This window comes from Microbacterium sp. (assembly GCF_044340635.1).
Lineage (GTDB): Bacteria > Actinomycetota > Actinomycetes > Actinomycetales > Microbacteriaceae > Microbacterium.
Window position 1 is genome coordinate 300304 of record NZ_JBIITF010000001.1, and the last position, 17093, is coordinate 317396.

A 17093-nucleotide genomic window follows, 5' to 3' on the forward strand; every position below is an offset into this window, starting at 1 on the left:
GGGGTCCGTCGCCTGACGCTCAGGCCCGGACGGAGCGCATGAAGCGTTCGACATCCGGATCGACACGGATGTCGCTCGGCCGAAGCGGCCGCGAAAGGTACAGACCCTCGAGGGACGTCAGCCGACTGAGCGCGACGTACGTCTGACCCGGCGCGAACGCCCCCTGACCCAGGTCGATCACGGCTCGGTCGTACGTCTTGCCCTGAGACTTGTGGATCGTCACCGCCCACGCCAGTCGCAACGGAAACTGATGGAACTCGGCCACGATCTCGCGCGAGATGCGTTTGGTCAGCGGCGAGTAGTTGTATCGGTACTTCTCCCACACCGCCGGCTCGACGTCGTGTTCGCGACCATCCACCTCGACCCGCACCGTTCCGCCGGTGATGCGCGTCACGGTGCCGATCGTGCCGTTCACCCAGCGGGGTGCCTCACCGAACGAGGCGATGTCGTTGCGCAGGAACATGACCTGCGCGCCTACCTTGATCTGCAGTTCGACGTCGGCGGGATAGGCGCCCTCTCCACGACCGAAATCCCCCGTGATCTCGGCCATCGCGGTCTGCGATCGTCCGGGCAGTGCCTCGAGGTGCTTGCGGTTGATCGCCGAAACGCGGTCGTTGCGCGTCGCGAGAGTGATGGTGGGGGCTTCGGATGCCTCTGGCGCGGGGGGCGTTCGAGCGCCCATGCCGTTCAGCACGCCCGCGATATCGGCCGTGACGCGTCCGTAGCGCACCGCGTTCAGCATCGCCTTGAACGCGACGTCGGACTGGCGATGGATGTCGACGAGTTCGTGCACGTTCAGCTCCGAGCCATAGCGACCGAGGTCCCCGAAGCCGGCGAGCGCGCTCCCCTGGCCGCTGCCCGCGTCTGCGCCGGCCCACACGTGCGCGTCGAAGAACCAGAACGAGCGGTAATGGTCGCGGATGTAGGCGAGCTCATCGCCCCGCGGCGGCACGGGCGCGAGCTGATACGGGTCCCCGAACATCACGACCTGGACCCCGCCGAACGGCTCGCCGCGGCGCGCCCGAGCCTGACGAAGTGAGCGGTCGATGCCGTCCATGACATCCGCGTTGACCATCGAGATCTCATCAATGACCAAGGTGTCGATCGCGCCCAGGATTTTGCGCGTCGCCTCCGGCTGTTCGAGTTCTTGATCCGCGATCAACCCGATGGGGAGGCGGAAGAGCGAGTGGATCGTCTGGCCCTCGACGTTCAGCGCCGCCACGCCCGTCGGGGCACAGACCGCGATCTGCTTGGCTGTGTTCGCGGCGAAATGCTGCAGCAGCGTCGACTTACCGGTTCCGGCTCGGCCGGTGACGAAGATGTGGTCGTTCGTGTCCTCGATGCGACGGAACAACGCGTCCTGTTCTGAGGACAGTAGCGGCGTGGTCACTGCAACATGCTATGCGCGCCGCGGTACTCCTTCGTCCGGCCCGGCCGGGTCCGTGAAGACCGCCGCCTAAACTGGCCAGGTGAACGAGGGGGCTGGAGACAGGGGCGCGCAGGACGCGGCCGACGTCCGTGCGCCGGGCGGGACCGACCGACGTTCACGGCGCAGTGCGAGGCGCGCAGGGCGAACGCCCCGGCGCTCGCGCCTCTCCACCGAACTCGCGATCCTCGCGGTCGTCGGTGTTCTGCTGATCGCAGCCCTCGGCGCGGGCTGGGCGACGCTTTACCAACAGTTCTGGGGCCCCAGCGCCTTCGTCGAGCGCTACGTCGGTTTGATCGCGGCGGGCCGCGCCGCCGATGCTCTCGAAGTACCGGGGGTGGCAGTCGATGCAACCCATCTCGCGAACGCGGGCCTGCCCGAAACGGCGTCCGACGCTCTGCTGCGCCGGGCCGCCCTCAGCGCGTTGAGCGACATTCACCCCGTCGCCGAGCATGTGGGCGACGGCGGAGTCGAGGTGACGATCGGCTTCCGCGCCGGCGGCAACGCGGGCACGTCGACATTCACGGTCGAGCAGGACGGATGGACGGGCATCCTGCCCTCGTGGCGTTTCACCGAAAGTCCTCTTGCGGTGATCGACGTCACCGTGCGGGGGTCGATGGCGTTCGAGGTCAACGGGTTCACGATCGACAAGCGGCAGGTCTCCCCTCTCGGCTTGGACGCACCCCCGCTCGATCCCGTAGCACTCCTGGTGTTCTCCCCCGGGCTCTACCGCGTCTCGGTCGACACCGCGATCGCCGAGACGACCGGAACCGACGTGCTCGCCGATGCGCCGCTCGCACGCGTTCCGCTCGAGCTTCAGGCCGAACCGACGGCGGAGTTCGTGGGCGTCGTCCAAGAACGGGTCGATTCGTTCCTGGACGACTGCGCCACCCAACAGGTGCTGCAGCCCACCGCGTGCCCCTTCGGCTTCGTGGTGCAGAACCGTATCGCCAACCTGCCCACGTGGTCGATCGTCACCTACCCCACCGTCACGCTCGTCCCGGACGACGCCGGCTGGGCCATGCCGCCGGTGGAGGCCGTGGCCCATATCAGCGTCGACATCCGCTCGCTGTTCGACGGCTCGGTGCGAACGGTGGAAGAGGACGTCACTTTCGGCCTCGATGCCGAGATCACCGTCCTACCCGACGGCTCGGCCTCTATCCTCGTGGGGTCGCCGGAGGCCGAGTGACGGTCCCGCCGGTCCCGGCATCCACGCGGGCATCCTGGTCGGCGAGCGCGGCCAACCGGGCGTTGTAGGCATCCAGTTCATCGTCGCCGACCCGGTCGACGTGGCGATCGCGGCGGCGCTGGGCGCGATCGTCGTTGCGGCTCCACTGGATCGCCACGGCGATGGCGAGAATCAGTGTCGGGATCTCACCGACCGACCAGGCGACGCCCCCGCCGATGTACTGATCCTCGAGCGGCGGCACGCCCCAGGTCCGGCCCATCGACCCGAACCAGTCGGCGAGCATCAGACCGGACTGCGACATGATCGAGATGCCGAAGAACGCGTGCATCGCCATGATGCCGATCAACAGGATCAGCCGGAATGGGTACGGCAGGCGGTAAGGCACCGGATCGATGCCGATGAGCGACTGCACGAACAGGTACCCCGTGATGACGAAATGGGCGATCATCCAGAGGTGCCCGAGGTGGTCGTTCAGCGCCCACCGGAAGATGTCGGTGTAGTAGAACACCCAGAGCGAGCCGATGAACAGCGCCGCCGCGACCAGAGGGTTGGTGAGCACCCGCGCCACGGGTGTGTGCACCGTCCACAGGATCCACTCCCGGCCACCGCGCGTTCCGTCATCTCTCTTGCGGATCGCCCGCGCCGCGAGCGTGACCGGCGCCCCCGGCACGAGCAGGAGGGGGATCGCCATGGTCAGCAGCATGTGCCCCACCATGTGGATGCTGAAGAGGTAGTTCTCGTACGCGGCGACGGGCCCGCAGACGACCCAGAACAGCAGCAGGATGCCTGCGCACCAGCTGATCGTGCGGTAGATCGGCCACGCGTCGCCGCGCCGGTGCAACCGCACCGTCCCGGCCAGGTAGAAGAAGAGCGCGAAGCCGCACACCAGAACCCACAGAAGATCGATGTCCCACACCGTGAGCCACTGCGTCAGGCCGAGTTCGGGCGGAAGAGGCGATCCGGTCAGAGTCTCTGCGGGGGTCGGGTCGGTGATCGGGATGTCTCCGATCGGCGGCGCCGTTCGTGCGAGCGCCGCCGCGGCCCCGCTCGCGATCCCCATGAAGGCCAGCTCGAGAGCGATCAGGCTCCAGAAGGTTCGCGCGGCCGTAACTTCGCCCATCCGTGAGATGAGGCGGCGGCGGTACAGCGCGCCGAGCACGCCGATGGCCAACAACGCCGCGACCTTCACCACGATGATCACGCCATAGGCGGAAAGGAGGGCCTCCCACGAGCCGAGTCCGAGGGCCGCGCGCGCGTAGCCGGAGAGGGCGACGACGATGAAGGCGACCAGCGCGATGCTCGAGTAGCGCGGAAGCACGTGTGCCATTCGCTGGGGCGTCGATGAGGCACGCAAGACGACCAGCAGCACGAGACCGCCGAGCCACACGGCGGCACCGACGATGTGGAGCGCCAGCGTCGTGACGGCCGCGGTGTGGTTGGCGGCGGCACCGTCGTGGCTCGTCGTCGCCATCGGCACGATGGCCGCGAGGCCCAGGATCCCCACCAGCAGAGTGGAGGTCCATGAGCGCACCGCGAAGGCGAGCACCGTCATGACGGCACCGGCCAGCGTCGTGATGAGCCATGCGCGGCCGAGATCCAGATCGAGCAGGAAGCGGCCCAGCTGCTGGCCGAACACGGCATCGGCGCTGGGGGTGGCGTTGAAGGCGTTCAAGAACGTCAGGTAGCCCGTCGCGCCCGCCGAGATCGTGAACACCGCCGCGCCGATCGACGCGAGATCGAGAGCCGTATCGAACTCGGTGTCACCGGCGCGCAGCGCGAACAGGGCGAGAACGAGCGACCCGGCCATCGCGGCGGCACCGAGGTTCACGCCGAGGTTGGCGATCGGAAGACCCCATCGCACGACGGGACCGGGGTCCCCCACGAGGAGAGCGTCCGCGCCTCCGCCATAGACGAGCGCCACAATGGCGGCGGCGAGGGCGGTGACCGCGAGGATCACGGGCCCGGCTACGCGCAGGGTTCGGGGGCTCACCCATCCAGCCTAGGCGGCGGTATGCACGCCCGGCCGCGCCCGGGAAAGACAGAGGGAGGATGCCGCGAGTGCGGCATCCTCCCTCTGTGAACCTCTGACTACTTCGCTGCAGCCTTGAGCTTCGAGCCCGCGGTGACCTTGACGCGCTTGCCAGCGGCGATCTTGATCTCGGCGCCCGTCTGCGGGTTGCGTCCGGTGCGAGCGGCCGTGTCGACCTGCTCGAACGCGAGCCAGCCCGGGATCGAAACCTTCGTGCCGTTGGCAACGGCCTCGGCGACGGTCGTGAACAGACCGTCGACGACGCGCGAAACCGTGGCCTGGCTCTCGCCGGTGGCGCTGGCGATGCTCGCGACGAGCTCGGTCTTGGTGATGGACTTGTCAGCCATGGGGTTACCCTCCAGCGGCGGCCGAAGCGCCGCCTCATGTAAACGTGACCGGACCGTTCGGCCCGGCTGGTCGATCGACCGCGTCGAATCTACCCCGCGAACCGCCGTCCGCCGCGTATTTCCGCGGCTTTCCGCGGGTATTTGGCCAACTTCGAGGTGTTTTCGGTGCTCGAGTGACGAATGTGACCCGTGTTGCACCCTCCCGCCGCTTCTGCGGTCCGCTCCTGCGACCGCCGCGGGCATGCGAAAGGGCGGGGACTCCGAAGAATCCCCGCCCTTTCGACCGAATGCTGTGGTTACCAGCTCGACTTGGTCACACCGGGCAGCTCGCCACGGTGGGCCATGTCGCGGAAACGCACACGCGAGATGCCGAACTTCGTCAGCACACCACGGGGGCGGCCGTCGATGACGTCGCGCGAACGCACGCGCACGGGCGACGCGTTGCGGGGCAGCTTCTGCAGGCCCAGGCGGGCCTCTTCGCGCTGCTCGTCGGTCGAGGTCGGGTCGACCAGGGCCTTCTTCAGCTCGGCGCGACGCGAGGCGTAGCGCTCGACGATGACCTTGCGCTGCTCGTTGCGAGCAATCTTGCTCTTCTTCGCCATGTTTAGCGCTCCTCGCGGAATTCGACGTGCTTGCGCACAACGGGGTCGTACTTCTTCAGCACGATGCGGTCGGGGTTGTTGCGGCGGTTCTTGCGCGTCACGTAGGTGTATCCCGTGCCGGCGGTCGAACGCAGCTTGATGATCGGACGTACGTCCTGAGCCTTCTTCGCCATTAGAGCTTCACACCCTTCGCGATGAGGTCCTTGACGACGGACTCAATGCCCCGCGCGTCGATGACCTTGATGCCCTTGGCCGAAACGTTGAGCTTGATGTTGCGGCCCAGCGACGGAACAAAGTACGTCTTCTTCTGCACGTTCGGGTCGAAGCGACGCTTCGTCCGGCGGTGCGAGTGGCTGATCGAGTGACCGAAGCCGGGAACGGCTCCTGTCACCTGGCACACTGCTGCCATAGTGATTTCTCCTTCAATACCGTGAGACCGGACGGCCTCACCCAAGATCCCTTGTCTGCGCCCACGCCCGAAGGAACCGTTTCCGGCTCGAAGGGGACGATTGGGCACGAACTGCGCACGGGAAAGCGCGCAGACAAACAATGATCCTAGCACGGCGTGTCTGCGCGCCCATCCCGCCGACCGCGGTAGGCGTCAGCTCTCGACGGCGCCGCGTCCGGGGCGAAACACCGAAACGGTCGGGTCGCCGGTGATCCAGAACCGCCACGGGAAGGCGCTCGTGCCCGCGACGCCCGCTACGCCGACACGGGGGCCGCGCGACACGTCGCGCACCGGTTCGCGCGCCAGGTCGAGGCGGGCGACGGCTCCGGCCCGCTCGGGCGGCCATGGCGCCGCCCCGGCGATCGCGTCGATTCCGTCGTGGATCGGATGCCTGAGGCCCAGCGCCTGACCGAGGCGTCCTGGTCCGCGGGCGAGATCCCGCGGGAGTCGGGCAGCCGGCCGGCGCACACCAGCGACATCCGCTCCCTCGATGACCTCTCCCCCGCGCAGCAGCAACCCGCCCGCCACGCCCGCGGGTCCCGCGACGACGTTGACGCAGGAGTGGATTCCATGACTGAGATAGACGTAGAGGTGTCCGGGTTCGCCCCACATCGTCGCGTTCCGCGGGGTTTGCCCCATGCGCGCATGCGAACCGGGGTCGCTGACGCCTCCGGTTCCGAGTCCGTGGTACGCCTCGACCTCGGTGATGCGGACGCAGACACGCTGCCCGTCGACCAGCGTGGTGAGCCGGGCGCCGAGCAGCCGGGGCGCCACGACGAGGGCCACGTCCAGCAGATCCTCGCGCGCCGCGGGTCGGTAGTCGGTCATCCGATGGTGACTCATCCGATCGTCACGGCGCACCACGAGATATCCGTGCCCGCGATGACCGTGACTTCCTCCCCCGTGCGCACGTCGACGATGTGCGTCTCGAGGCGCGACGGGAGCGGGCGGGCGTAGGTGTCGTATGGATTGTCGGCGAGATCGGGCGAGACGATCACCGCGACATGGCTCCCGCTCGGCGAGCCGCACGTCTGCATGACCGCGTCGCCGCCGTCCTCGAGCCCGAACACGGGCTCGAAGGTTCCGGCGGCATCGACCAGACCCACGGCCTGCGACTCGGGATAGCCGTCCTCGCCCATCTGTGTGAAAGTCCGCAGGGTCCTGCCCTGCACGGTGGGCACCACGGGTCCGGGGATTCCGAGCGCGTCGAGCTCCGCCGATTGCGGGAGCGGCGTTTCGCTCAGGTCCGTCAGATCGATCAGCACCGTACCGTCGGACTGCTCCGCGATGACGCGCCCACTCCCCCGCTCGATGCCCGACAGCCCGAGGGCGCCGCCCAACAGAACGGGCTCCGCGTCCGGCCGCGAGGTGTCGACGAGGCGCAGCTGCCCATCGAAGGTCAACACCACGAGCGACGAGGTCTGCGGCACGAACAGGAAGTCCACGACCCGCGGATCCGCGCCGACCTCGATGCGCTCCGGCTCGGCGTCGGGGTCACCGAGCCGCGAGATGAACAGCGCGGACTCGATTCCCGAGGTCGCCGAGATGTCCAGGTCGGTGTATGTGTACCCCACGAGCCCGTCGTGGTCGGCCATCTGCAGGCCCGCGATGGTGCCCTCGCCGGGTACGGCGAACGGCGTGGGATCGGACCCGTCGAGCGCCATGCCCGTGAGCGATGCGGCGCCCGAGCCATCCGTCGTCTCGACGACCAGGCCGTCACGGGATGCCCGGTAGTCCTCGATCTGCGGATGGGTGAAGACGGGGACCGCTTGGTCGCCGGTGAGATTCGTGAGGAACACCGCATCGTCGTCCCCGTCGCGCCGCTGCAGCACGTAGATCGGCGGCGTACCCGTCTCGAAGTCGTGCGAGATCGTCGCGGTCGGGCCGCCCGAGGCGCTTTCGACGCCCGAGACCGACACCGTGTACTCGGTCTCGGCATCGAGCGGATAGGTGAACTGTACGGCGACGTTGCGGCCGGATGCCTCGATCGTGAACGGGGCGGCCGGTTCGATCGTGACCTGCGAGGGGTCGATCGGAGCCAAGCGCTGATTTGTGGTGAAAACGATCCGCTGCCCCGCCGCCTCGGCCACCGAGAGCGCGTTGATCGCGACCGTACTGACGCGAGGCCCCTGCGTCAGGCTGTAGGCCGCGCCGGCGGCGCCCACGACGACGAGCGCGCCGATCACGAGCGCGAGCGAACGTGTGAACGAGGAGCGTGCGCGGCGGCGGCGAGCGGCACCCCGAGTCTGATCCCGCGGGGCGCGGACAGAACGAGGGGCGTCAGTACTCATACGGATCCCCGGGCTCATCGATCGTCGTCACGCTCGCGGGCTGCAACACGAGCGCTCCCCCGTCGTCGCGGACGAATTCACCCTCGACCTCGACCCATTGGCCCGGCGACAGGTTTTCGCCCCCCGCGAGCTCCGCGACGGGCACGTTCGCGGCCTGCGCGTCGATCACGCAGTGCACGATGACGAGGCGGGTCAGGGCGAACCCGTCGCTGTCGCCGTCGGGACCGACGAAGCCCGTGAGCGTCGCCCTCTCTCCGACGAATCGGGCCGGATCGGTCGTCGTCGACAGCAGCGATGCCCATTCACCGATGCCGAAGCCGGAGGTGTCGTCGGATGTCGCGAGCGCCAGCGTCGCCGAGGTGGACAGCACGGGGGGTGCCCCGCTCGAGCGGGCGAGCGCGAGTTCGGCGGAGAGAGATGCCGGGGGCATCACGACGGCGAGCACCACGAGTCCCGATGCCAGCACGGCACCGACACCGGTCGCGAGGAGCGCGACGGGACGCGCGCCGGTGCCTTCGCCGGTGGAACGGGCACTCTCGGCCCCGAAACGGGCACCCTCGGCCCCCGAACGGGCACCCTCGGTCCCTGAGCCTGTCGAAGGGACCACAGGGACCTCGTGATCGTCATCGTGCTCGTGCTCGTGCTCGTGCTCGTGATCACGCGAGATCGGCACCGTGCACGACCAGACGGCGCCCACCACGCAGACGATCGACATCGACACGGCCCACCACGCGGCATCCGGGTTGATGTAGAGACCGATGCGTCCGGTCACCCACAGGCCGATCGTCACGACGGCGAGCGCGGTCGCGAGCCCGACACCGAGCCAGCGGGTTCCGAGCGCCATGCCGTTACGCAAGGAGGTTCACCCCCACCGCGATCACGAAGGCTGCCGAGATGACGACGGCGACGATGCCCGCGAGCGTCCGGGTCGTGAAGGTCGTGCGCATCAGCGCGAGCATCTTGACGTCGACGAGCGGTCCGACCAGCAGGAACGCGACGATCGATCCCGGGGTGAAGGTCGACGCGAACGACAGCGCGAAGAAGGCGTCGACGTTGGAGCAGATCGCAACCGTCAACCCGAGTGCGATCATCGCGAAGATCGACAACACGGGGTTCGACCCGATGGCGACCAGCACGTCACGCGGGACGAGGACCTGCACGGCGCCCGCGATGGCGCTACCCAGAACGAGGGCCGGCATGACGGCGCGCAGTTCACGAACGAAGAGCTCCAGGCTGCGGCGCATACGCGAGCCGTCGAGGTGCTCGTCGTGTGCGCACTCGGCGCGGAAGCGTGCGGTGAGCAGCGCCTGCGGGTCCGGGTGGCGGCTGTAGATCCAGCCGATCAGGTTCGCGATCAGGTATCCGCCCACGAGCCGGGCGACGAGGATTCCACCGTCCCAGCCGAATGCCTGGTGTGTGGTCAGGATCACGATCGGGTTCACGATCGGGGCCGCGATGAGGAACGTCAGGGTCTCCGGCACGGAGAACCCGCGGATCATCAAGCCGCGCGCAAGGGGTACATTCCCGCACTCGCATACAGGCAGCAGCATGCCGAGCAGGGACAGGACGGCACGACGAGCCCACGCGCGGCGAGGCATCCATCGCTCGATCAGACCCGGGGGCACCCACACCTGCACGACGACCGACAGCAGGACGCCGAGGATGATGAACGGCAGGGACTCGATCAGCACCGACAGGGCGAGCGTGAAGCCGTCCTGAGCGCGGCTCGGCAGGGTACTCGGGAAGAGTTGCGGCGCCCACGCGTCGATCGCGAACAGCACGGCGATCGCGGCGAGGCCGATCGCGGCCCCGATCAGCGCGGCGCGGCGCGGTCGACCGGCCGGTCGACCGACGGTCGGGACCCCAGCGAGGTGGGTGTGCCCGCGACCGCGCGTCTCGCTACTGCGCGTCACGCTCGCTCGCACGCGCAGCCGTGCAGGCCGCGCACAGACCGAAGATGTCGACGATGTGAGCCGCCTCGGTGAATCCGTTCTGTGCGGCCGTGCGATGCGCCCACTCTTCGACGTCGCTGCCCTCGATCTCCACCGTGAGGCCGCACGAACGACAGATCAGGTGGTGGTGATGACCGGGCGACTGGCAGGCGCGGTAGAGGCTCTCGCCCTCGGGGCTCTGCAGGCTGTCGGCGTCGCCCTCGGCCGCCAGGTCGGCGAGCGCACGGTAGACCGTCGCGAGGCCGATGCCCGTGCCCTCGTCGCGCAGCAGTGCGTGCAGCGACTGCGCGCTGACGAAGCCCGGGGATTCGTCCAGGGCGTCGCGCACGCGTTCGCGCTGCCAGGTGTTGCGCTTGGCCATGCGAGAAGTCTAGGCGTGTGCCGGCTTGGAGGTTCCCGAACGCGGGGCCCGAGTGACCCTCTCGCGGCGGCTTCCGACGAGTCGACAAACGACGTAGATCGCGAACGAGATCGTCGTGATGTACGGGCTCACGGGAAGCGTTCCCGCGATCGCCAGAAGGATGCCTCCGACCGCGGAGACGAACCCGAACGTCGCGGCCAGGAGGGGAACCGACAGCGGACCGGAGGCGATGCGCATGGCCGCCGCCGCGGGGGTCACCAGCAGCGCCATGACCAGCAGGGCGCCGATGATGTGCACGCTGACGGCGACGATCAGGCCGAGCAGAAGCATGAACAGCAGCGAGACAGCGGTCGTCGGCACCCCGCGCGCCGCCGCCGACTGCGGGTCGAGCGAGTCGAAGCGCAGCGGCCGCCAGATGAGCACGATTCCGGCGAGCACCACCAGGCTGATGCCGATGAGCCAGCCCAGCTGCCCCGACTGCACGGAGACGATCTGGCCCGTCAGCAGGCTGAAGCGGTTGGCGCTGCGACCGCTGTAGAGCGACAGGAACAAGATGCCGAGGCCCAGCCCGAAGGGCATCAGCACCCCGATGATCGAGTTGCGATCGCGTGCGCGGGCGCCCAGCCATCCGATCAATCCCGCCGCGATGAGAGAACCGAAGATCGACCCCATCACGACGTCCGCGCCGATCAGCAGAGCGGCGGCGGCGGCCGCGAAGGACAGTTCGCTGATGCCGTGCACGGCGAACGCCATGTCCCGCTGCAGGATGAAGACGCCGATCAAGCCACCGACGAGCCCGAGTACCGCGCCCGCGATGACGGAGTTCGACACGAGGGCGAGGATGTCGCCGTAGTCGGCCAGGCCACCGAACATCGCATCCCAGACGTCAGCCCAGTTCATAGCGCGTCCTCGTCGTGGTGATGGTGGTCCGCCTCGGCTGCGTCCGGAGCGCCGAGCACGATCAGGCGGTTCCCCGCACGGATCACCGACACTTCCGTTCCGTACAGATCGGACAGCACGCGCGAGTCCATGACCTCTTCGGGAGCTCCGAGCGTGAAGCGCCCTCCGGCCAGGTAGAGGATGCGATCGACGCGACTCAGCACGGGGTTGATGTCGTGGGTCACGAACAGCACGGCGGAACCCGTCTCACGCCGGTGCCGGTCGATGAGCGACGTGACGGCCTGCTGATTGGCGAGATCGAGGCTGGTCAGCGGCTCATCGCAGAGCAGCAGCCGCGGATCGTCGGCGAGCGCCTGGCCTGCGCGCAGCCGCTGCTGCTCGCCACCGGAGAGATCTCCGACGGGACGATCGGCGAAGGAGGATGCCCCCACGGCTTCGATCAGTCGGTCCACGCGGTCGCGATCGGCTCGCCGCGGAATCGGGATGCCGAAGCGGTGACCGTTGACCCCGAGGCCCACGAGATCGCGACCGCGGAGCGCTGCATCGCGGGTGAGCGGGCGCTGCTGGGGGATGTACCCGATGCGCCGATTGCCCGGCCGGCGAACACGCTCGCCGAGAGCGGTGATCGTCCCTTCGCTCAGCCGGTCGAGACCGAGAATGGCCCGCAGGAGGGTGGTCTTGCCCGAGCCGCTCGGCCCGAGCACGGCGATGAACTCGCCCGCGCGGACGCTCAGATCCAGGCCCGCCCAGAGCTCGCGGTCACCTCGACGCAGGGCAGCGTTCTCGATGACGAGCGGATGGTCGGCGCTCACCCCGCGAGCGCGCCCGCCAGGGCGCCGATGTTCTGCTGCATCCACGAGATGTAAGTCTGGCCCTCCGGAAGCGTTTCGGAGAACTCGAGCACCGGGATGTCCCGACCCTCGGCGGCATCGATCACCTGCGTGGTCTCCGCTCCCCCGGTCTGCGAGTTCGCGATCACGACGCGCACGGTGCCCGACTCGATCAGGTCGAGCGATTCGAGGAGCGTCGCGGGCGGGACATCCTGGCCCTCTTCGACGGACTCGCTGAACTCTTCCGGCGTGACGTTCACGAGCCCCGCGGCGGCGATCAGGTACACGGGCACGGGCTCGGTGACGAAGACCTCGGCACCGGCATCGGAGGCCTCGATCTCGGCGAGCGACGCCTCGAGACCCTCGATCTGCTCGACGAATGCGGCGGCGTTGGTCTCGAACGTCTCGGCGCCCTCGGGGTCGAGTTCGCTCAGCTCTTCGGCGATCGCCTCGGCGACGTGCTCGATCGTGTGCGGGTCGTACCAGACGTGCTCGTTGAAACCTTCGATGTGATCGTGGCCGGCGTGATCTTCGTCTTCGGCGTGCTCTTCTTCGGCGTGCGCCTCGTCCGAGTGCTCTTCGTCCGCGTGCTCCTCGTCCGCGTGACCGTCATTCTCCGGCCAGTCGTGCGAGTACTCGGCGGCCGTGATGACGTGCGCGCTCGCGTTACTGGCCTCGATGAGGGAGTCGATGAAAGAGTCGTACCCCCCACCGTTTTCGATGATCAGGTCGGCCCGCGATACCGCCAGTTGGTCCTGGGCGGTTGCCTCGAAGGAGTGCGGGTCCTGGCCGGTCGAGGTGATGATCGAGGTCACCTCCACCGCCTCTCCCCCGACTTCTTCGACGATCTGCCCGTAGACGCTCGTCGACGCGACGACCTGGATGCGTCCGTCGCCCGCGGATGCCCCGCCACCGGGGCTCGTACCCGCGCACCCCGCGAGGGCGAGCGCAGAAACGGCGAAAAGGGCGACGATGGGCAGCAGGCGACGGTTCGAGTTCACCCCTCGAGCCTAACCCGCATGATAATCATTCTCAACTTAAGCGCGACCTCCGTGATCCCCCCGTCGCCGCCGAGTGCGCGGCTTCGGTGCGAGTGCACGCCCTATGCACCACACCGAAGCCGTGCACTCGCGCGCACGTCGTTCATTCGACGCACACGAGCGGCGCCGGGCGCACGCGGGAGATGGCGTTCATTCGACGCACACGAGCGGCGCCGGGCGCGCGCGGGAGATGGGTGGGCGGGACGGAGCCGGTCAGTCGAGCAGCAGCGCGGGTTCTTCGAGCACCGAAGCGATGTCGGCGATGAAGCGCGATACGCCGTCGCCGTCCACCACCCGGTGATCGAACGACCCCGACACCGTCGTCACCCAGCGGGGCCGAACCTCGCCGTCGACGACCCACGGCTTCTGGCGGATCGCGCCGAGCGCAACGATTCCGACCTCGCCCGGATTGATGATGGGCGTACCGGCATCAACGCCGAACACCCCGATGTTCGTGATCGTGACGGTTCCGCCGCGCTGATCTTCGGGCGTCGTCTTCCCCTCGCGCGCGGTCAACGTCAGCTTCTCGAGCGCACGTGCCAGTTCACGCATATTCAGTTCTTGCGCGTCCTTGACGTTGGGAACGAGCAGGCCACGCGGAGTCGCAGCGGCAATACCCAGATTCACGTAGTGGCGCAGACGGATCTGTGCGCCCTCCTCGGTGTCAACCCATGCCGCATTCACCATGGGAGTGCGGCGAACCGCCCAGATGACCGCGCGAGCCATGATCAACAGGGGCGAGACCTTGACGTCCGCGAAATCGGGCGAGGTCTTGAGGCGCTTGACGAGCTCCATCGTGCGCGATGCGTCCACGTCCACCCAAACCGATACATGCGGCGCGGTGTATGCGCTGCTCGTCATCGCCGTGGCGGTGGCCTTGCGAACCCCGCGGACCGGGATGGACTCCTCGCGGGAGTCCATCGGGGCTGCCTTCGGGCTGCTCACCGCGGGCGCCGCTTCGGGAACCGGGATCGTCTCTTCCCGCACCGCTCCCCACTCGGGAGTCTCGATATTGCGGAAGACGCTCGCCTGCGACGCGTGGCGAACGACATCCTCACGCGTCACCTCGCCCGCGTCTCCGCTGGCGGCCACGTCGCTCAGGTTGACCCCGAGGTCGCGAGCCAACTTGCGGATGGGCGGCTTCGCCACGGCACCGACGGATGCCGCCACCGGACGCTCCGCCGTCTTGCGCCGGCGCGATGTCACCGCTCCGCCCGTTCCGTACCCCACCAGCACGGCGCCGCCCGTGGCCTCTCCGACCTCGGTAGGCGCGGTGCTCGGCGGTGGTGCATCGGCGCCCGCCTCGCCGATCGTGATGATCGGCGCTCCGACGTTGACGGTGTCGCCCTCCCCCGCGAGCAGCTCACCCACGGTGCCGGCGAACGGAGAAGGCAGCTCGACGAGAGACTTCGCGGTCTCGATCTCGACCAGGACGTCGTTGACCTTCACCTCATCACCCGGCGCGACCCGCCAGCTCACGATCTCGGCCTCGGTTAAGCCCTCACCGACATCGGGGAGGAGAAACGTCTGCGTGCTCATGCGGGGTCCTTTCCGCGGGAACCAGGGCTCAGTATGCCAGGGCCCGGTCGACGGCCTCGAGGACGCGGTCGGCGTCGGGGAGGTATGTGCCCTCGAGCTTCGCCGGGGGGAACGGCGCGTCGAAGCCCGACACGCGCAGTACCGGCGCCTCGAGGGAGTAGAACGCGCGCTCGGTGACCGTCGCCGCGATTTCGCTCCCGAGGCTCGTGAAGCCCGGCGCCTCCTGCGCGTAGACCATACGGCCGGTTGAGCGAACGGAATCGAGGATCGGCCCGTAGTCGACGGGGGAGAGCGAGCGCAGGTCGATGACCTCGCAGCTGACCCCCTCGGCCTCGGCGAGAGCAGCGGCCTGAAGGAGCGTCGTGACCATCGCGCCGTGGCCGACGAGGGTCACATCCGTTCCCCGTCGAACGAGGCGGCTCTCGTGCAGGCCCACGGGGGGAGAAGTCAGGTCGACCTCGCCCTTCTGCCAGTACTTGCTCTTCGGCTCAAGGAAGATGACGGGGTCATCGGAGAAGATCGCGTCCTGAATCATCCAGTAGGCGTCGTTCGGTGTCGATGGACTGACAACCCGCAGGCCGGCGGTGTGCGTGAAGTACGCCTCGGGGCTCTCCTGGTGGTGCTCGATCGCGCCGATGTGTCCGCCGTAGGGGATGCGGATCACGACGGGCATGCTCAGCGCGCCCTGCATGCGGTTCGTGATCTTCGCGAGCTGCGACGTGATCTGATCGAAGGCCGGGTAGACGAATCCGTCGAACTGGATCTCGCACACCGGCCGGAATCCGCCCATGGCGAGACCGATCGCGGTGCCGACGATTCCGGACTCGGCCAGCGGGGTGTCGATCACGCGGTTCGCGCCGAATTCTGCGTGGAGCCCCTCGGTGATGCGGAAGACGCCGCCCAGCGGCCCGATGTCCTCGCCCATCATGAGCACGCGGTCGCTGCGCTCCATCGCTTTGCGCAGCCCGGCGTTGAGGGCCTTGCTGAGCGGCATGTTCTGGGGCGCGTTCACGCGTCACCCTCCTCGAACGAGGCTTCGTACTGCTGGACCCAGGCGAGCTGCTCCTGCATCAGCGGATGCGGCTCGGTGTATACGTGTTCGAAGATCGACGCCACCGTCGGCAGCGGAAGCGTCGGCGTCCGCAAGCGCGTATCTTCGGCGAGCGCGTGGGCCTGCTCCTCGACGTCGGAGAAGAAGGCGTCGGATGCCCCGCGCCCCTCGAGATATGCCCGCATGCGCATGATGGGGTCGCGTCCGGCCCACGTGGATTCTTCGTCACCCGTGCGGTACTTCGTCGGGTCATCGCTGGTCGTGTGCGCGCCCATCCGGTACGTCATCGCCTCGATCGCGCGGGGGCCCAGACCCGAGCGCGCTTCGTCGAGCGCGATACGCGTGACGGCATAGCTCGCGAGTACGTCGTTCCCGTCGATCTGGATGCTCGGCATCCCGTAGCCCTGGCCGCGGTTGACCAGCGGCGTGCGGGACTGCGTCGCGACGGGCACCGAGATGGCCCAGCGGTTGTTCTGCAGGAAGAAGACCTCGGGTGTCGCATAGCTCGCGGCGAAGACCATCGCCTCGTGCACGTCGCCCTGACTCGATGCGCCGTCGCCGTAGTACACGATGACGGCCTTGTCGCGCTCCGGGTCGCCCGAGCCGCTCAGGCCGTCCAGCCCCAGCCCCATCGCCACGCCCGTGGCATGCAGGGTCTGGGAACCGAGCACGAGCGTGTAGATGTTCGTGTTGCCGTTGCGGGGATCCCTCGGGTTCCATCCGCCATGAGAGTGTCCACGCATGACGCTGATGATGTCGACCAGGTCGACCCCGCGGATCATGCACACGGCGTGCTCGCGGTACGACGGGAAGACGTGATCCTGCGGACGGGTCGCGCGAGCGGATCCCACCTGCGCCGCCTCCTGGCCGAAGCTCGGCGGCCACAGAGCGAGCTGGCCCTGACGCTGCAAGTTGGTCGCCTCGCGGTCGAAGGCGCGGATGACCACCATGTCGCGATAGAAGCCCTGCAGATCATCCTCGGAGAGGGAATCGATCAGGGCCAGGTAGGGCTCGGCCGACGCGGTCGGGGCGAACGTTCCGTCTGCGGCGAGTACGCGCACGACGTCGGGTGCTTCGAGCGGATCCAC

At 68.3% G+C, this 17093-nt stretch carries 18 protein-coding genes; 1 reads left to right on the forward strand and 17 read right to left on the reverse strand.

The genetic code is table 11. From position 1 onward, the window contains the following. Window positions 1-19: 19 nt before the first annotated feature. Window positions 20-1390 carry an ATP-dependent RecD-like DNA helicase gene (locus tag ACIQ0W_RS01445; protein ID WP_396641102.1) on the reverse strand — a complete coding sequence of 457 codons (1371 nt, stop codon included), beginning with the start codon at window positions 1388-1390 and terminating at the stop codon, window positions 20-22. Between the two features lie 79 nt (window positions 1391-1469). Between ACIQ0W_RS01445 and ACIQ0W_RS01450 the strand changes: the two genes are divergently transcribed. Continuing rightward, the gene (locus ACIQ0W_RS01450) at window positions 1470-2615 is read left to right on the forward strand and encodes a hypothetical protein (protein WP_396641103.1); all 1146 of its coding nucleotides are present in this window, start codon (window positions 1470-1472) and stop codon (window positions 2613-2615) included. On the opposite strand, the gene ACIQ0W_RS01455 is transcribed toward ACIQ0W_RS01450, so the two are convergent. From ACIQ0W_RS01455 to ACIQ0W_RS01530, 16 genes are all read right to left on the reverse strand, one after another. Beyond that, window positions 2584-4605 carry a cytochrome c oxidase assembly protein gene (locus ACIQ0W_RS01455; RefSeq protein ID WP_396641104.1) on the reverse strand — a complete coding sequence of 674 codons (2022 nt, stop codon included), beginning with the start codon at window positions 4603-4605 and terminating at the stop codon, window positions 2584-2586. The genes ACIQ0W_RS01450 and ACIQ0W_RS01455 overlap by 32 nt on opposite strands. A 98-nt stretch (window positions 4606-4703) precedes the next feature. After that, on the reverse strand, window positions 4704-4991 hold the full coding sequence (locus ACIQ0W_RS01460) for an HU family DNA-binding protein (protein WP_396641105.1): 288 nt from the start codon (window positions 4989-4991) through the stop codon (window positions 4704-4706). A gap of 296 nt (window positions 4992-5287) precedes the next feature. After that, window positions 5288-5593 carry a 30S ribosomal protein S14 gene (rpsN, locus tag ACIQ0W_RS01465; protein WP_036301128.1) on the reverse strand — a complete coding sequence of 102 codons (306 nt, stop codon included), beginning with the start codon at window positions 5591-5593 and terminating at the stop codon, window positions 5288-5290. 2 nt (window positions 5594-5595) lie between these two features. Then, the gene (rpmG, locus tag ACIQ0W_RS01470; protein WP_029145259.1) at window positions 5596-5766 is read right to left on the reverse strand and encodes a 50S ribosomal protein L33; all 171 of its coding nucleotides are present in this window, start codon (window positions 5764-5766) and stop codon (window positions 5596-5598) included. Continuing rightward, window positions 5766-6002, reverse strand: coding sequence for a 50S ribosomal protein L28 (rpmB, locus tag ACIQ0W_RS01475; protein WP_036301133.1), 237 nt, complete (start codon window positions 6000-6002; stop codon window positions 5766-5768). The genes rpmG and rpmB overlap by 1 nt, the downstream gene beginning before the upstream one ends. 192 nt (window positions 6003-6194) lie before the next feature. Beyond that, complete coding sequence (locus ACIQ0W_RS01480; RefSeq protein WP_396641106.1) at window positions 6195-6869, reverse strand: DNA-3-methyladenine glycosylase; 675 nt, start codon at window positions 6867-6869, stop codon at window positions 6195-6197. Window positions 6870-6880: 11 nt separating this feature from the next. Then, a complete protein-coding gene (locus tag ACIQ0W_RS01485) occupies window positions 6881-8332 on the reverse strand; it encodes a hypothetical protein (RefSeq protein WP_396641107.1) in 1452 nt (483 codons plus the stop codon). Next, window positions 8322-9176: a DUF1980 domain-containing protein gene (locus tag ACIQ0W_RS01490; RefSeq protein WP_396641108.1), complete on the reverse strand. Its 855-nt coding sequence runs from the start codon at window positions 9174-9176 to the stop codon at window positions 8322-8324. The genes ACIQ0W_RS01485 and ACIQ0W_RS01490 overlap by 11 nt, the downstream gene beginning before the upstream one ends. A 4-nt stretch (window positions 9177-9180) precedes the next feature. Beyond that, complete coding sequence (locus tag ACIQ0W_RS01495; RefSeq protein ID WP_396641109.1) at window positions 9181-10245, reverse strand: permease; 1065 nt, start codon at window positions 10243-10245, stop codon at window positions 9181-9183. Further along, on the reverse strand, window positions 10232-10645 hold the full coding sequence (locus ACIQ0W_RS01500) for a Fur family transcriptional regulator (protein WP_036301145.1): 414 nt from the start codon (window positions 10643-10645) through the stop codon (window positions 10232-10234). The genes ACIQ0W_RS01495 and ACIQ0W_RS01500 overlap by 14 nt, the downstream gene beginning before the upstream one ends. 9 nt (window positions 10646-10654) lie before the next feature. Next, window positions 10655-11545: a metal ABC transporter permease gene (locus ACIQ0W_RS01505; protein ID WP_396641110.1), complete on the reverse strand. Its 891-nt coding sequence runs from the start codon at window positions 11543-11545 to the stop codon at window positions 10655-10657. Next, a complete protein-coding gene (locus ACIQ0W_RS01510; protein WP_396641111.1) occupies window positions 11542-12357 on the reverse strand; it encodes a metal ABC transporter ATP-binding protein in 816 nt (271 codons plus the stop codon). The genes ACIQ0W_RS01505 and ACIQ0W_RS01510 overlap by 4 nt, the downstream gene beginning before the upstream one ends. After that, a complete protein-coding gene (locus ACIQ0W_RS01515; protein WP_396641112.1) occupies window positions 12354-13376 on the reverse strand; it encodes a metal ABC transporter solute-binding protein, Zn/Mn family in 1023 nt (340 codons plus the stop codon). Before ACIQ0W_RS01515 ends, ACIQ0W_RS01510 begins: the two co-directional genes overlap by 4 nt. Window positions 13377-13628: 252 nt before the next feature. Beyond that, window positions 13629-14954, reverse strand: coding sequence for a dihydrolipoamide acetyltransferase family protein (locus ACIQ0W_RS01520; RefSeq protein WP_396641113.1), 1326 nt, complete (start codon window positions 14952-14954; stop codon window positions 13629-13631). A 28-nt stretch (window positions 14955-14982) separates the two neighbouring features. Then, window positions 14983-15948, reverse strand: a complete 966-nt coding sequence (locus tag ACIQ0W_RS01525; RefSeq protein WP_396641160.1) for an alpha-ketoacid dehydrogenase subunit beta — start codon at window positions 15946-15948, stop codon at window positions 14983-14985. A 14-nt stretch (window positions 15949-15962) separates the two neighbouring features. Then, the gene (locus ACIQ0W_RS01530; protein WP_396641114.1) at window positions 15963-17093 is read right to left on the reverse strand and encodes a thiamine pyrophosphate-dependent dehydrogenase E1 component subunit alpha; all 1131 of its coding nucleotides are present in this window, start codon (window positions 17091-17093) and stop codon (window positions 15963-15965) included.